At 74.8% G+C, this 14,053-nt stretch carries 12 protein-coding genes, 1 tRNA gene, 2 pseudogenes and 1 riboswitch; of the genes and pseudogenes, 10 read left to right on the top strand and 5 right to left on the bottom strand.

The window, feature by feature from the left end:
• Positions 1-657 precede the first annotated feature (657 nt).
• Positions 658-915 (bottom strand): hypothetical protein, encoded by a 258-nt coding sequence (locus ABL57_RS21630; protein WP_047802054.1) that lies wholly within the window; start codon positions 913-915, stop codon positions 658-660.
• 154 nt (positions 916-1,069) lie between these two features.
• Between ABL57_RS21630 and ABL57_RS03445 the strand changes: the two genes are divergently transcribed.
• The 3 genes from ABL57_RS03445 to ABL57_RS03435 all read left to right on the top strand — a co-directional run bounded on the left by ABL57_RS03445 (position 1,070) and on the right by ABL57_RS03435 (position 3,366).
• Positions 1,070-1,453 carry a cold-shock protein gene (locus ABL57_RS03445; RefSeq protein WP_047802053.1) on the top strand — a complete coding sequence of 128 codons (384 nt, stop codon included), beginning with the start codon at positions 1,070-1,072 and terminating at the stop codon, positions 1,451-1,453.
• 75 nt (positions 1,454-1,528) lie between these two features.
• Positions 1,529-2,077 carry a DUF3027 domain-containing protein gene (locus ABL57_RS03440; RefSeq protein ID WP_053004716.1) on the top strand — a complete coding sequence of 183 codons (549 nt, stop codon included), beginning with the start codon at positions 1,529-1,531 and terminating at the stop codon, positions 2,075-2,077.
• Positions 2,078-2,130: 53 nt separating this feature from the next.
• Positions 2,131-3,366 carry an MFS transporter gene (locus ABL57_RS03435; RefSeq protein ID WP_047802052.1) on the top strand — a complete coding sequence of 412 codons (1,236 nt, stop codon included), beginning with the start codon at positions 2,131-2,133 and terminating at the stop codon, positions 3,364-3,366.
• Here the strand turns inward: ABL57_RS03435 and serC are convergent.
• Entirely contained in the window at positions 3,363-4,520 is a 1,158-nt protein-coding gene (gene serC, locus ABL57_RS03430) for a phosphoserine transaminase (protein WP_047802051.1), read from the bottom strand. The genes ABL57_RS03435 and serC overlap by 4 nt on opposite strands.
• 204 nt (positions 4,521-4,724) lie before the next feature.
• On the opposite strand from serC, the gene ABL57_RS03425 reads away from it, so the two are divergent.
• The 4 genes from ABL57_RS03425 to ABL57_RS03410 all read left to right on the top strand — a co-directional run bounded on the left by ABL57_RS03425 (position 4,725) and on the right by ABL57_RS03410 (position 8,339).
• The gene (locus ABL57_RS03425; protein WP_047802050.1) at positions 4,725-5,414 is read left to right on the top strand and encodes a metal-dependent transcriptional regulator; all 690 of its coding nucleotides are present in this window, start codon (positions 4,725-4,727) and stop codon (positions 5,412-5,414) included.
• 362 nt (positions 5,415-5,776) lie between these two features.
• Positions 5,777-5,966: riboswitch (cyclic di-AMP (ydaO/yuaA leader) on the top strand.
• 5 nt (positions 5,967-5,971) lie between these two features.
• Positions 5,972-6,661: a C40 family peptidase gene (locus tag ABL57_RS03420; protein WP_047802049.1), complete on the top strand. Its 690-nt coding sequence runs from the start codon at positions 5,972-5,974 to the stop codon at positions 6,659-6,661.
• Between the two features lie 303 nt (positions 6,662-6,964).
• Positions 6,965-7,906: a C40 family peptidase gene (locus ABL57_RS03415; RefSeq protein WP_047802048.1), complete on the top strand. Its 942-nt coding sequence runs from the start codon at positions 6,965-6,967 to the stop codon at positions 7,904-7,906.
• Between the two features lie 166 nt (positions 7,907-8,072).
• A complete protein-coding gene (locus tag ABL57_RS03410; protein ID WP_047802047.1) occupies positions 8,073-8,339 on the top strand; it encodes a hypothetical protein in 267 nt (88 codons plus the stop codon).
• Here the strand turns inward: ABL57_RS03410 and ABL57_RS22620 are convergent.
• Positions 8,257-8,688, bottom strand: a pseudogene (locus ABL57_RS22620) (NUDIX domain-containing protein); the annotation flags it as partial. The gene ABL57_RS03410 and the pseudogene ABL57_RS22620 sit on opposite strands and share 83 nt — an antisense overlap.
• 75 nt (positions 8,689-8,763) lie before the next feature.
• Positions 8,764-9,639, bottom strand: a pseudogene (locus ABL57_RS22615) (DUF4031 domain-containing protein); the annotation flags it as partial.
• Positions 9,640-9,703: 64 nt separating this feature from the next.
• Here ABL57_RS22615 and ABL57_RS03400 point away from each other — a divergent pair.
• Positions 9,704-9,779 (top strand) — tRNA-Arg (locus tag ABL57_RS03400).
• A gap of 55 nt (positions 9,780-9,834) precedes the next feature.
• On the opposite strand, the gene ABL57_RS03395 is transcribed toward ABL57_RS03400, so the two are convergent.
• Positions 9,835-10,506 (bottom strand): hypothetical protein, encoded by a 672-nt coding sequence (locus ABL57_RS03395; protein WP_047802046.1) that lies wholly within the window; start codon positions 10,504-10,506, stop codon positions 9,835-9,837.
• Positions 10,507-10,679: 173 nt separating this feature from the next.
• Between ABL57_RS03395 and ABL57_RS03390 the strand changes: the two genes are divergently transcribed.
• Both ABL57_RS03390 and pcrA read left to right on the top strand, forming a co-directional pair.
• Complete coding sequence (locus tag ABL57_RS03390; protein ID WP_238985959.1) at positions 10,680-11,408, top strand: integrase; 729 nt, start codon at positions 10,680-10,682, stop codon at positions 11,406-11,408.
• Positions 11,409-11,463: 55 nt separating this feature from the next.
• On the top strand, positions 11,464-13,935 hold the full coding sequence (gene pcrA, locus ABL57_RS03385; protein WP_047802044.1) for a DNA helicase PcrA: 2,472 nt from the start codon (positions 11,464-11,466) through the stop codon (positions 13,933-13,935).
• Positions 13,936-14,053: the final 118 nt, after the last annotated feature.

The following is a 14,053-nucleotide window of genomic DNA, read 5'->3' as shown; positions in this document are numbered from 1 at the left end:
CCCGCGCAGGGCGAGGCCGAACTCCCGGGGCAGCTCGACGTGGCGGGAGTCCACGGGGAGCAGGACGCCGCGGGCCAGGAGCCAGTCCACGGGCCGGGCGGCGGCGGCCTCCGGGTCCGGACGGCGCAGCGCGTCCGGCAGCAGGCCCACCGGGCGGGAGCGGAACCGCTCGAGCACCTCCCGCACCGGCGCGGGCCAGCGCACGATCTCCGCGGGGGACGCGGGGGACGCGGGGGCCGCCGGCTCGCCGCCGCGCAGGCGTGCCGCCCGGGCCGCCAGCACCCGGTGCGGGCGGCCCAGCCCGGCGGGGTAGCGGCCCAGGGCCTCCGCCACCCCGGGCACGAGCCGCAGCGCGTTCCCGTCCCTGTGGACCAGGGCCAGCCGGTGCAGCCGGTCCCACGGCGGGGCGGCCAGCAGCGGGCCGGCGGGACCGTCCGGGGTGCCGAGCACCACGGCCCGCTCGAGGGCGTCCAGCTCCGGCCGGGAGAGCTCGTCGAGGGCCCGGCTCAGGCCCGCCCGGGAGAGCAGTGCCTCGGCGAGCTCGGCGGTCGTCGTCGTCTCGGGGCGCACGGCGTCGGGTCGCGCGTCGAGCAGCGCGGCCAGCTCACCGGGGGAGCGGGCCGCGAGGTCCCGGAGCAGTCCGTCCGGGACCACGGGTCAGGCCCGGCGCCGGCGCAGCACGGAGCGCACCAGGGCGGCGCAGAAGAGCAGGAAGGCCACGGGCAGCACGAACCACGGGATGACCGTCAGCCCGTCCCACGGGTCCGCGCCGACGGCCTTCAGCACCAGCAGCAGCGCGAGGCACGCCGCGCAGACCAGGCCCAGCACGACCGCGGCGGCGCCGAGGACGTCGACCCCCGGGCGGCGGGCGGGGCGGTCCTCGGGCGTGGCGGCGCGGTCGTCGTGGGAAGGCATGGGTCCAGAATAGCGAGCCGGGGACCCCGCCGTGACCGCGTCCGCGGGCGTCCCGGCGCCTGCGGCAGGGCTAGAATGGGAGGTTCCACAGGGTGGCCCGGCAGCACGGACGGCGGGGCCGCCCTTCCACGAGGACGACGACGAGGGAGACAGCGTGCCCACCGGCAAGGTGAAGTGGTTCGATTCCAAGAAGGGCTTCGGCTTCCTGGCGACCGACGACGGCCAGGAGGTGTTCCTTCCCTCCTCGGCCCTGCCCGCGGGCGCCACCACGGTGAAGCCGGGGACGCGCATGGAGTTCGGCGTGGCCCAGGGGCGGCGCGGCGCGCAGGCGCTGTCCGCGCGCATCCTGGACCGGGCGCCGTCGATCGCCAAGAACGTCCGCAAACCGGCCGAGGAGATGGCGGTCATCACCGAGGACCTCATCAAGCTCCTGGACGAGATGTCCAACGGGCTGCACCGCGGCCGCTACCCGGACTCCGCGCACGGCCGGAAGATCGCCGCCATCCTGCGCACCGTGGCCGACAACCTGGACGTCTGAGCCGACCGGCCCGGGCCCCGGCCCGGGCCCCGGCCCGGGCGCCCCACCCAGCACTCACCCCGAGGGAGACCAGCAGTGACCGAGGAGACCGTCCAGGACGCGCCCGCCGAGGCGGCCCCCGAGCCTCCTGCCCGCCCGGCGCGACCGGCCCGCCGCCGGGCCCCCAAGCAGGACGCCCTGCTGATCGCCGACACCGCCACCGCCCGTGCCGGCGTGGAGCAGATCGCGGAGCCTCAGCAGATCGGTCCCGGGCACCGCGTGCAGGTCGAGGAGGACCGGCTGGTCGTCCACCTCTTCGAGTGCACCCTGCCCGGCTACCGCGGCTGGAACTGGTTCGCGAGCCTCGCCCGGGCCCCGCGCAGCAGGACGGTGACCGTCTGCGAGGTCGGCCTGCTGCCCGGGGAGGACGCCCTGCTGGCCCCCGAGTGGGTGCCCTGGTCCGAGCGTGTGAGCCCCGAGGAGAAGGCCCAGGAGGAGCAGGAGCGCGCCGAGGAGGAGGCCGCGGCGGCACCCGCCGACCAGGCCCCCGGGACCGCCGCCGAGGAGCCGGCCGCGGGCGGCGACGAGCCCGGGTCCGGCCCGCAGGACGGGACCGTGCCGTCGCCGGACGGCGAACGGCCCTGAGCGCCCCGCGGAGCGGCGTCGCGGCCGCGGGCGCCCCCGATCCCGCCCGGGGCATGTTCCGGTCCTTCCGCTTCCGCAACTACCGCATCTGGTTCCTGGGCGCCCTGGTGTCCAACATCGGCACGTGGATGCAGCGCACCGCCCAGTCCTGGCTGGTCTTCGACGAGCTCTCGGACCACGACGCCACCGCGATGGGCGTGGTGACCGCCCTCCAGTTCCTGCCCCAGCTCTTCCTGGCGCCCTGGGCGGGGGTGCTCGCCGACCGGCTGGACCGGCGCCGCCTGCTGCTGTGGACGCAGACCGCCATGGCCGCGCTCGCGGCGGGACTGGGCGCGGCCGTGCTGGCCGGGGTGGCGACCCTGGGGCTCGTCTACGCCTTCGCCCTGGCCCTCGGTGTCGCGTCCACCGTGGACGCTCCCGTGCGCCAGACCTTCGTCTCCGAGATGGTCGACGACGACTACCTCTCCAACGCCGTGGCCCTGAACTCCACCTCGTTCAACGCGGCCCGGATGATCGGCCCCGCCGCCGCCGGCGTGCTCGTGGCCTCGATCGGTTCCGGGTGGGTGTTCCTGCTCAACACGCTCACCTTCGGCGCCATGCTCGCCGCGATCCTCGCCATCCGGTCCGAGGAGCTGCGCGGGATGCCGCGCTCCGGGAGGGGGCGCGGGCAGATCCGGGAGGGACTCGCCTACGTCGGCGGCCGTCCCGACATCGTGGCGGTGCTGGTGACGATCTTCCTCATCGGCACCTTCGGGCTGAACTTCGCCGTGTTCCTGGCCGCCATGGCCGGCCCCGAGTTCGGCCGCGGACCGGAGACCTTCGGGGTGCTCAACTCGGTCCTCGCGGTGGGCACGGTGGCGGGCGCCCTGCTCTCGGCCCGGCGGCGCAGCGCCCGGTTGCGCTACGTCTACGGCGGCAGCGCCGTCTTCGCGCTCAGCTGCCTCGGGGCGGCCACGGCGCCCACCCTGACGGTGTTCGCGCTGTGGCTGGTCCCGTGCGGGCTGTCCTCCCTGACGATCATGACCACCGCCAACGCCTATGTGCAGTCGACCACCTCCCCGGTGATGCGCGGCCGGGTGATGAGCCTCTACATGGCCATCTTCATGGGCGGCACCCCGGTGGGGGCGCCCGTGGTCGGGTGGATCACGGACGCCCTCGGGGCGCGGTGGGGCATGGGCGTGGCCGTGGCCGCCGGGCTCGGCGGGGCCCTGGTCGGCGCCCTGTTCTGGCTGCGGCTGCGCGCCCGGGGCCCCGCGGCCGGGGCGGCGCCCCCGGGGGCGGCTCCCTAGCGCCCGCCGCCCGGCGCGCGCAGCCGGTCGACGACGTGGTCCACGCAGGCCAGCAGCCGCGCGACGTCGTCGGGCTCGATCGAGACGAACGTGGCGATCCGCAGCTGGTTGCGCCCCAGCTTCCGGTAGGGCTCCACGTCCACCACGCCGTGGGCGCGCAGCACGGCGGCCACGGCGGCGGCGTCCACGCCCGAGTCGAAGTCCACCGTGGTGATCACCGTGGAGCGGTCCTGCGGGCGGGCCACGAAGGGGGCGGCGAAGGGGGAGGCCTCGGCCCAGGCGTAGACCAGGTCGGAGGACTCCTTCGTGCGGGCCGCCGCCCAGGCCATGCCGCCCCGGTCGTTGAGCCAGCGCAGCTGCTCGTCCAGCATCACCAGCGTGGCCAGCGCCGGGGTGTTGTAGGTCTGGTCCTTGCGGGAGTTCTCCAGGGCCGTGGTCAGCTTCAGGAAGTCGGGGACCCAGCGCCCGGAGGCGCCGATCCGCTGGATCCGCTCGATCGCGGCGGGGGAGAAGGCCCCCAGCCACAGCCCGCCGTCGGAGCCCAGGTTCTTCTGCGGGGAGAAGTAGTAGACGTCCGCCGCGGAGAGGTCCGCGGCCATTCCGCCCGCCGCCGAGGTGGCGTCGACCAGCACCAGCGCCTCGTCCGCGATGCCGGCGGGCCGGAGCACGGGGGCGGCCACCCCGGTGGAGGTCTCGTTCTGGGGCCAGGCGTAGACGTCCACGCCGTCCTCCGCCCGCGGCTCCGGACGGGTGCCGGGCAGGGACTCCACCACCGAGGAGGCCTCCAGGAACGGCGCGGCGTCCGTGGCCTGGGCGAACTTGGCGCCGAACTCGCCGAACACCAGGTGCTGGGCCTTGGCCTCGACCAGCCCGAAGACGGCGGCGTCCCAGAAGGCGGTGGCCCCGCCGAGGCCGAGCAGGACCTCGTGGCCCTCGGGCAGACGGAGGAACTGCGCCAGGCCCTCGCACACCGAGCCCACGAGCCGCCGGACCGGGGCCTGCCGGTGGGAGGTCCCGAGCAGCCCGGCCCCGGCCCGGGCGACGGCCTCGACCTGCTCCGGGCGGACCTTGGAGGGCCCGGCGCCGAACCGGCCGTCGGCCGGGAGCAGGTGCGGGGGGATGGTGACGTGTGCGGACAACGGGTGCTCCCTCATGACGGACGTGCGGCGGGCGGCGGGCGCGGCGGTGGTGCAGGGGCGTGCACGGCCGGGCCCCGGCCCATTCTGCCCCACCCGGACCCGGGCCCCGCCGCGGCCCGGTCCCCTCCGCGGCAGGGGACCGCGGACTAAGCTCGTGCGGGAAGACCGGACCGGGCGGGATCCCCGGGGACGGACGGCCGGACGAAGGATGACTGAGGCATGAGCGATCTGATCGACACCACGGAGATGTACCTGCGGACCGTGCTCGAGCTCGAGGAGGAGGGCATCACGCCCATGCGGGCGCGCATCGTCGAGCGCCTCGACCACTCCGGGCCCACCGTCTCGCAGACGGTGTCCCGGATGGAGCGCGACGGACTGCTGACGGTGGGGGCCGACCGCTCCCTGGTGCTCACCGAGCTGGGCCGCGAACGCGCGGTGCAGGTGATGCGCAAGCACCGTCTGGCGGAGCGGCTGCTGGCCGACGTCATCGGACTGGACCTGGCCCAGGTCCACGACGAGGCGTGCCGCTGGGAGCACGTGATGAGCGAGCAGGTCGAACGGCGGCTGGTGGACCTGCTGCACAGCCCCCGATACTCCCCGTACGGCACGCCGATCCCGGGCCTGGCCGCACTGGGCGTCGAGGACAGCCCCTCGGCGGCGGGGCACCCCTCCCTGCTGGAGGCCGCCCGCGCGGATCCGGAGGCGACGCACACCGTGGCGCTGCTGCCGGAGGTGGTGCAGGCCGACGCCGCGCTGCTGGGCGTGCTGAGCGACGTCGGCGTGCTCACCGGGGCCGTCGTTCGGGCCCGCGTGGAGGGCCAGCGGGTGCGGATCGAGGTCGCCGAGACCGGCCGGTCCGCGGAGATCGACCTGCGCACGGCCGGGGCCATCCGGGTCCTCGCCGTCTGAGCGCCCGTCGGGTCGTGCCCGGCCCGGGGGCAGGTCACGGGACAGGTCACGAGACAGGTCACGGGGCCCTGCGCGAGACCCGGCCACCCTTGTGGGGACGTTCACAAGGCACTTTCGGCCAGTTCGGCCGGACCGTGCCCCGCCGGCGGCGAATGCCCTGGTGAGCCGCGGGTTCAGGGGTGCCCGGACCCTCGCTCCACCGTGCGCGGCCGGATCGCACTGATAGTCCGGAACGACATAATCCACAGGTTTTCGTCCGGTCCGAGATGCAATTCCGTGATCGGCCGTGATCAAAACGTGACACTTCCGTAACCGGTCATGTATTGTTCAACCCGTGCTGATCACTGGTCGGATCGGCATCCTCGTGCACATCGCCGAATTCTGCCGGTGCCCGGGGCCCATGCACAGAAACTGCTTGGCAGAAGCGGGGGAACCATTTCCGGTCCCGGTGATCCGGGGCCTTGGGGTTAAGTCGCCGGAGCGCATGCGCTCCGCGGCCGGGTGTCTCCCACCCGAATCCGACAGCTCACCTCGTAGGCAAAGGGAGGAACACACCCATGGCTATTTTCAAGCAGAACACCGCCCGCCACCGCGCCGAGACCACCTCGAACGCCGTGCGCAACACCACGATCGCCGCCGCCGCCGGCGCCGCGATCGTCGGCTCCATCGCCCCGGCCCAGGCCTACGCCGAGATACCCGCGGCCTCCGGTGCCGCCTACTCGGCCCCGGCTCCGGCCGCCGCCTCGCTGGCCTCCTACACCTACCAGGCCCCGGCCCCCGCCGCCTACCAGGCCCCCGTCGCCGCGCAGCCCGCCGCCCCGGCCTACCAGGCCCCGGCCCCCGCCGCGCAGCCGGCGGTCTCCACCGCGAGCGTGACCCCGCAGGCCAACGCCACGACCGAGATCACCGCGGCCGCCGGCGGCATCGTGGGCACCGCCCAGCAGGGCATCGGCTCCGGCTACGTCTACGGCGGCACCGCCTTCGGCGCCTGGGACTGCTCCGGCTTCACCCAGTGGGTCTTCGCCCAGAACGGCATCGACCTGCCCCGCACCACCTGGGCCCAGTTCGCCGCCGGCACCCCCGTGTCCAACCCGCAGCCCGGCGACCTCGTCTCCCAGAACGGTGGCGGCCACGTGGGCATCTACATCGGCGGCGGCAAGATGATCTCGGCGCTGAACCCCTCGCAGGGCACGCAGATCCACTCCGTCAACGCCATGCAGCTCGACGGCTACTACCGGATCGGCTGATCCGGCTCGTCTCCCGCGGAGACCCCAGGGTCCCCGCGGGAGGCACCCGGTCCCTCCCGGACCACCCGGACCCGCACTCCCGGGTCCCCCCCCCCCGCACATCCGTCCTCCCCGACGCCGTGCGCCCCGTCCGCCTTCGGACGCCCTCCTCCGTTCCCCCCGCCGTGCGCGGCCCTCCGCATCCGGACGGCCGCGCTGCCGGAGATCGATCACCCCGCGCGCCTGCGCGCGGGGTGATCCGTGCTGTCACCGCAGTCTCCCGGCAGGTTCGCCCGGCCCTCCAGAAAGCCTGCTGAAACCCCCATGACTCGTGACCTGAACTCCTCGACCGGCGTCGCCTCCCTCCTGACCGGCCGGGCCCGCACCGTGGCCGCCGTCGCCGCCCTCTCCGGCCTGGCGCTGGCCACCACCGTCTCCGCGCACGAGGCCCCGGCCCAGGAGGCCGCCGCCGACGCCCCGCTGTCCGCCGTGGCCGCGGCGACCCCGTCCGCCGCCCCCACCGTCTCCCTCGCGCCGGTCGCCCACGTGACGAAGGCCCAGGACGAGTCCGAGAAGAAGCAGGCCGAGAAGAACGAGAAGAAGGCGGCCGAGAAGAAGGCGGAGCCCGAGGCCCGCGAGACCGTCCAGCGGCCGGCAGCGACGCCGGCGGCGCAGCCGGTCGTCGCCCCGGCCCCGCAGCCGGCCGCCCCCGCCGTGCAGGCCGCCCCTGTCGTGGCCCCCGTGGCGCAGCCGGCGTCGAAGGCCGTGGCCGCCCCGAAGCCCGTGGCCGCCCCGAAGCCCGCCCCGGCCCCGCAGCCGGCCGCCCCCGCCGTGCAGGCCGCCCCGCAGCCGGCCGTGAAGCAGGCCCCTGCGCCGAAGCCGGCCGTCCAGGCGGCCCCGGCGGCCGAGCGCACCGTCGCCCCGCAGAGCTCCGCCTCCGGCAAGGGCGCCACCATCTCCTCGGCCGCTCTGGGCCAGCTCGGCGTCGGCCAGGACTGCACGGCCCTGGTCACCAACGCCCTGCGCGCCGCCGGCATCAACCACCACGGCTGGCCGGCCTCCTATCTGAGCCTCGGCACGCAGGTCTCCGCCGGCCAGGCCAAGCCCGGCGACCTCGTCTACTACGCCGACGGCGGCATGGGCTCGGCCCACATCGGCGTCTACATCGGCGGCGGCAAGGCCGTGCACGGCGGCTGGAACGGCGGCACCACGGTCATCGACAGCGTCAACGTGGGCTCCGGCCCGATCTACGTCCGCGTGCGCTGACCGCACGCGAGGACATCGGTTCGGGTGCGCGGATCCTGGTCGGCCAGACAGGTTCCGCGCACCCGCTGCTCGTCCGGCGGCCGCCCGCCCACCGTGCCCGGTGCGCGCCGCCGACCGGTCCGGCCACTGCCCGGCCCGCGTCGCCCGGCGCCGATAGACTGGGCCCATGGCCACCGACCTCAGCCGCAACGCCCGCACCAGCCTGGACCGTGAGTACGCCTACATGGCCTACGGCATGATCGGCGGCGCCGTGCCCGGGATCGTGGTCGGCCTCGTGGTGGCCGCGTTCGTCGGCCACGCCGCCATGTGGCTGTCCGTCTTCGGCGGTGTCGGCATCGTGCTGGGCCTGGTCACCGGGCTCCTGCTCCACCGGCGGCACCGCGCCGCGGGCGAGCTGGACGATCCGCAGGGGGGCCCAGCAGCGCGGGAATGACGTGCTCCCGGAGCAGCGGCGCCAGATCGGCCGGCAGCGCGGCGGGCGAGACGTCGTCCAGCGGCTGCCACCGCAGCTCCTCGATCTCCGCGCGGGCCTCCGGGCGCCCGGTGAGGGGCGCGGTGAAGACCGTGGAGCGCACCCACGTGGCGGTCTCGTTCGCGGCGGGGGCCTCGAACTCTCCCAGCAGGCGGAGCTGCCCCGGGCGCAGCGCCAGTCCCACCTCCTCGGCCGTCTCCCGCACGGCCGCCTCGGCGGGGGACTCGCCCGGGTCGAGCTTGCCGCCCACCAGCATGAACCGGTCCGTGCCCCGCTTGCGCACCGTGAGCAGGGCGCCGTCGTCGTCGCGCAGGCACACCGCCGTGATCGTGAGGACCTCCACGTCGGCGGGGGCGCCCCGGCCCGCGGCAGTGCGCAGCTGCCGGATCTCGGCCTCCAGGTTGCGGGCGGCGCGGGCTCCCCAGCGCCGCTGCGCAGCCGGCGTGCGGTAGAGCGGCTGCCGGTGCCAGAGTCCTTCGAGCACCCGCAGCCGCCCGGCGGCGAAGTCGGTGTCGGGCACTCGCGCGTACTCCCGGCGCACGGCGGCGGTGTAGGCCGCGTACGCGGCGGGCGAGGACCCCAGCACGGCGAGGTCCGCGTCCAGCAGGAGCGCCCCGGGGAGGTCCTCGGCCGCGGCCGCGTGGTCGAGGGTGAGCAGGACGAGGCGCTGGACCTCGGCGACCACGTCCGGGGCGAGACCGGCCGCGGTCAGGCGCTCCCCGGCCAGTTCGGCGGAGTCCCGCTCGTCCTGCCCGGGCCGGCCGGCGTAGACGGCGTCGTGGAACCACGCGCCCAGCAGGAGGGCGTCGTGCTGCTCCCGGTCCAGCCCGGCTCCGGCGGCCAGCTCGTCGAGGGCCTCGAGGACCGCCAGCAGGTGCGAGCGGCCGTGGTAGTGCCGGTGGGGCTCCCCCCACCGTTCGACGAGCTCCGCCCCGAGCCGCGGCAGACCGGGGAACCGGCCGTCCCAGCGCCGGCCCAGCACCCGGCCGATCCGCTCCGGGCGGGCCCGGGCGGGCACGCGAAGACCGCTGCGCAGGAGCACCCGTGTGAGCTCACGGCCCTCGACCGGCCGCGCGCCCGCGGCCACCGCCCGGTCGTAGAGGCTGCCCCGCACGTCGTAGTGGTCCCGGTCGAACGCGCGCCGGGGCACGCCCAGCCGGTACGCGAAGGCGTGCAGCTCCTCGTAGGAGGAGTCGGAGACCATGTGGGAGAAGTGCGTCCCGTGGGCGGGCCACAGCGGAGGATCGATGTAGACGGGCATGCGACCGATCCTAGACGCGCACGGTTCGCGGGGTTCCCGGGCAGCACCTAGACTGTTCGGCGTCGCCCTCGTAGCTCAGGGGATAGAGCACGGCTCTCCTAAAGCCGGTGTCGTTGGTTCGAATCCAATCGGGGGCACCACCGCAACGCCCCGGACCGCCCGGTCCGGGGCGTCGCGCTGCCCGGGTCCTGCCGCTCAGCGCGGCAGGACCCCGGGGCGCTCCGGGCCGCCGGCCGGAGGCCGCGGCGCCCGGCGCCGCAGCGCCTCCACGGCCACGGCCACGGTGACCGCCAGCAGCAGCACCAGCAGCACCCAGCGGGCCACCACGAGGGCGGACGCCGTGGCCACGGCCGAGGCGTCGCCGGGGTCCGCGAGCGCGGCGTCGATCGCCGCGTTGCCCGCCAGGGAGACGGCCGCGAAGCCCAGCACGACCGCCGAGCGCAGCCACCGGCGAGCGCGCGAGGCCGTGTGGAGGGCGACGAGGAGCAGCCACGCCAGACCCACGAAGAGCGGGGCCAGCAGACCGGCGGAACGGTGCACGGCCTCGTACTGGGCCCGTCCCTCCTCGCCGAGGGCGACGGCGAGCCGTGCGGCGTGGGCCTGGTCGAACCCGCCGGGCATCCACTCGGGCAGGAGCAGGCCGTCCGCGACGGCCGCGCCGAACTGGGGGAGCACCCACGCGTGCACGTACAGCCACAGCAGCGCGGAGACGCCCACGGCCACCCCGACCACGAGCCCGGAGCTCGACCGGGCGGGCTCGGGCCGCAGCTCGCCGGGCCGCGCCTCGTGCAGCCGGGCCCCCCGCGGCGGCGGCTCGACCGCCGTGCTGCCGTGCTTGCGTGCCTTCTGCGCCCGGGTCAGTGCCATGCCCCCATTATCCGTCCGGTGGCCGGGCGTGCGGTCCGGCTGTGCGTCCCCCCGCGGGGCGCTCGACCCAGGAGTAGGCTGGGGCCACCCGCACCGGTCCTCGCGACCCGCGGGGGAACGGTCCGGCCGACGACGACCGGGCGCGCGACGAGGACGACACGGAGGTGCCCGTCATGGAACTGTCCATCGGACTCCCGGACGGCCTGCTCATGCGGCTGACCGAGGGCAATGCGCTGAGGCTCTTCGAGAAGGACCACGAGACGGTGCGCCGCACGGTGGACTGCTCCGTCCTCGGCGGCGCCCCCATCACGGACATGGTGTGGTCGCACAAGCTCTCGGCCGTGATCGTGGCGGTGCCGTCGCTGCACCGGCTGTTCCGCTGGGACCCGTACACCGACGTGCTGTACGGGTTCGCGGGCACGGGGGAGTCCGGGCAGCGGGACGGGAAGGCGGGACAGGCCACGTTCGCGGCCACCGTCTCGATCACCGAGGACGGCAACGGGACCCTCTGGTTCGTGGACCGCGACTCCTCGTCCCTGCGCTGCATCGAGATCGACACGGACAAGCCCGACGGCGACCCGCGGATCTGCACGGTGGTGGGCCGGGCGGGGCCGGGCTTCGCCGACGGGCCGGCGGACGCCGCCCAGCTGGACCACCCCGAGGACCTGCAGATCCTCTACGACGGGTCGATCGTGATCGCCGACACCGGCAACGACGCGATCCGCCACCTGGACCTGGCGGACCGGCAGCTGGACACCGTCTACGGCGGCGGTGAGGCCGGGGCCGCGGAGTTCGACGACGAGATCCGGCTGCAGCGGCCCGTCCGGGTCACCGTGGCCGACTCGGAGCTGTGGGTCGACGACGACAACGGGCGGCACCGGCTGGAGCTGCACTTCGTCTGAGCCCGCTCCCCACCCCGGCCCGGGTGTCACCGGCCCTCGGTAGACTGGGACCACGATGGACTACCTCTTCGACAACCCGCTCCTGCCCTCCTCCTCCGTGGCGCGTCCCGCCGCGAACGCGGCCCCGCGCCGCGGCGCCGTTCCCGCGGAGGCCCTCGTGGAGGGCCTCAACGAACCGCAGCGGGCCGCCGTGGAGCACTCCGGTTCGCCGCTGCTGATCGTCGCCGGCGCGGGCTCCGGCAAGACCCGGGTGCTGACCCACCGGATCGCCCACCTGCTGGCCACCGGCCGTGCCCACCAGGGGGAGATCCTGGCGATCACGTTCACGAACAAGGCCGCCGCCGAGATGCGCGAGCGCGTGGTCGAGCTGGTGGGGGAGTCGGCGAAGTCGATGTCGATCTCCACGTTCCACTCGTTCTGCGTGCGGGTGCTGCGGCGGGAGGCCGCCAGCGTGGGCCTGAAGTCGACCTTCTCGATCTACGACTCCGCCGACTCGCTGCGGCTGATCACCCTCGTGGCCAAGCAGCACGACCTCGACCCGAAGCGTTTCGCGCCCAAGAGCATCCAGCACCGGATCTCCGCGCTGAAGAACGAGCTCGTCGACGACGAGACCTACCTGTCCCGCGTCTCGGAGACCGACCCCTTCGAGAGCGCGGTGGCCCAGGTCTACCGCGGCTACACCGAGCGGCTGCGCGCGGCCAACGCGATGGACTTCGACGACCTCATCGGCCAGACCGTGCACATGCTCCGGGCCTTCCCCCAGGTCGCCGAGTACTACCGGCGCCGGTACCGGCACGTGCTCATCGACGAGTACCAGGACACCAACCACGCGCAGTACGCCCTGGTCCGGGAGCTCGTCGGCACGGGCGCCGGCGCCGATCCCGGTCCGGGGGCGAACCCCGTGCCGCCCGCCGAGCTGACCGTCGTGGGCGACTCCGACCAGTCGATCTACGCGTTCCGCGGGGCCGACATCCGCAACATCGTCGACTTCGAGAAGGACTACCCGCAGGCGCGCACCATCCTGCTGGAGCAGAACTACCGGTCCACCCAGAACATCCTCACCGCCGCGAACGCGGTGATCGCCAAGAACAAGGCCCGCCGGGACAAGCGGCTGTGGACCGCCTCCGGCGACGGCGCGAAGATCACCGGCTACGCCGCGGAGAACGAGCACGAGGAGGCCCGGTTCATCGCCGAGGAGATCGACCGCCTCCAGGACGAGGACGGCTACCGTCCCGGTGACGTCGCCGTGTTCTACCGCACCAACGCCCAGTCCCGCTCGCTCGAGGAGATCCTCATGCGCGTGGGCCTGCCGTACAAGGTGGTGGGCGGCACCCGCTTCTACGAGCGCAAGGAGATCAAGGACGCCCTGTCCTACCTGCGCTCGATCGTGAACCCGGACGACGACATCAACGTCCGGCGCATCGTGAACGAGCCCAAGCGCGGCATCGGCGACCGCGCCGAGGGGGCCGCGGCCGCGCTCGCCGAGCGGGAGCGGATCTCGTTCATGGACGCCCTGCGCCGCGCCGACGAGGCCCCCGGGATGGCCACCCGCTCGCTGAACGCGGTCAAGGCGTTCGTCCAGCTCATGGACGACCTCGCCTCGGTCGCGGAGGCCTCGGGGGCCGCCACGGTGCTCGAGGCGGTGCTCGAGCAGTCCGGCTACCTCGCCGGGCTGCGCGGGTCCTCCGACCCGCAGGACGAGTCCCGGGTGGAGAACCTCGCCGAGCTCGTGGCCGTGGTGCGCGAGTTCGAGCGGGACAACCCCGAGGCCGGGCTGCCCGAGTTCCTCGAGCACGTCTCGCTGGTGGCCGACGCCGACCAGATCCCCAACCGGCCCGCGGGGTCCTCCGAGGACGGGCCGAGCGCCGAGCAGATCGCGGCGGAGGTCGCCGAGGCCCGCGTCCAGGGCGTGGTCACCCTCATGACCCTGCACACCGCCAAGGGCCTCGAGTTCCCCGTGGTCTTCCTGACCGGCATGGAGCACGGGCTGTTCCCGCACCAGCGCTCCCTCACGGATGAGAAGGAGATGGAGGAGGAGCGGCGCCTCGCCTACGTGGGCCTGACCCGCGCCCGGGAGCGCCTCTACCTCACCCGCTCCGAGTTCCGCTCGATGTGGGGCCAGTCCCAGTACAACCCGGCCAGCCCGTTCCTCGACGAGATCCCGGCGGAGCTGCTCGAGTGGAAGCGCGAGGGATCCTCGGCCCCGGCCTCCTGGGGCTCCTCGCTGCACGCCGGCGGCTCCGGGCAGCGGGACGCGATGCGCGGCTCGTACTGGGGCGCGGCGGCCTCCTCGAACGCCGCCTTCGAGCGGATGGCGCCGTCCCGGGCCGCCGCGGCGGGGCGGGTGCAGCCCAACAAGGAGATCCCGAGCCTGTCCGCCGGGGACACCGTGGACCACAAGGCCTTCGGCAAGGGGACCGTGGTGTCCGTCGAGGGGGCCGGGGACAAGACCGTGGCCAAGGTGCGCTTCGGCGGGGACGAGAAGCGGCTGCTGCTGCGCTACGCCCCCCTCACCAAGGTGGGCTGAACCAGGCCCACGGCGGCCCGCCGCGGCGCCTGCGCGACGTGCGTGCCGCGGCCCGGCAGGAGGCCGGGCGCCTCGGCGCAACGGAAGAGCCCCCGGGTGCGGTGGGGCCCCTCGAGGG

The sequence above is a fragment of the Kocuria sp. SM24M-10 genome (assembly GCF_001027955.1).
GTDB lineage: Bacteria > Actinomycetota > Actinomycetes > Actinomycetales > Micrococcaceae > Kocuria > Kocuria oceani.
This window is presented reverse-complemented; position numbering and strand designations above follow the sequence as displayed.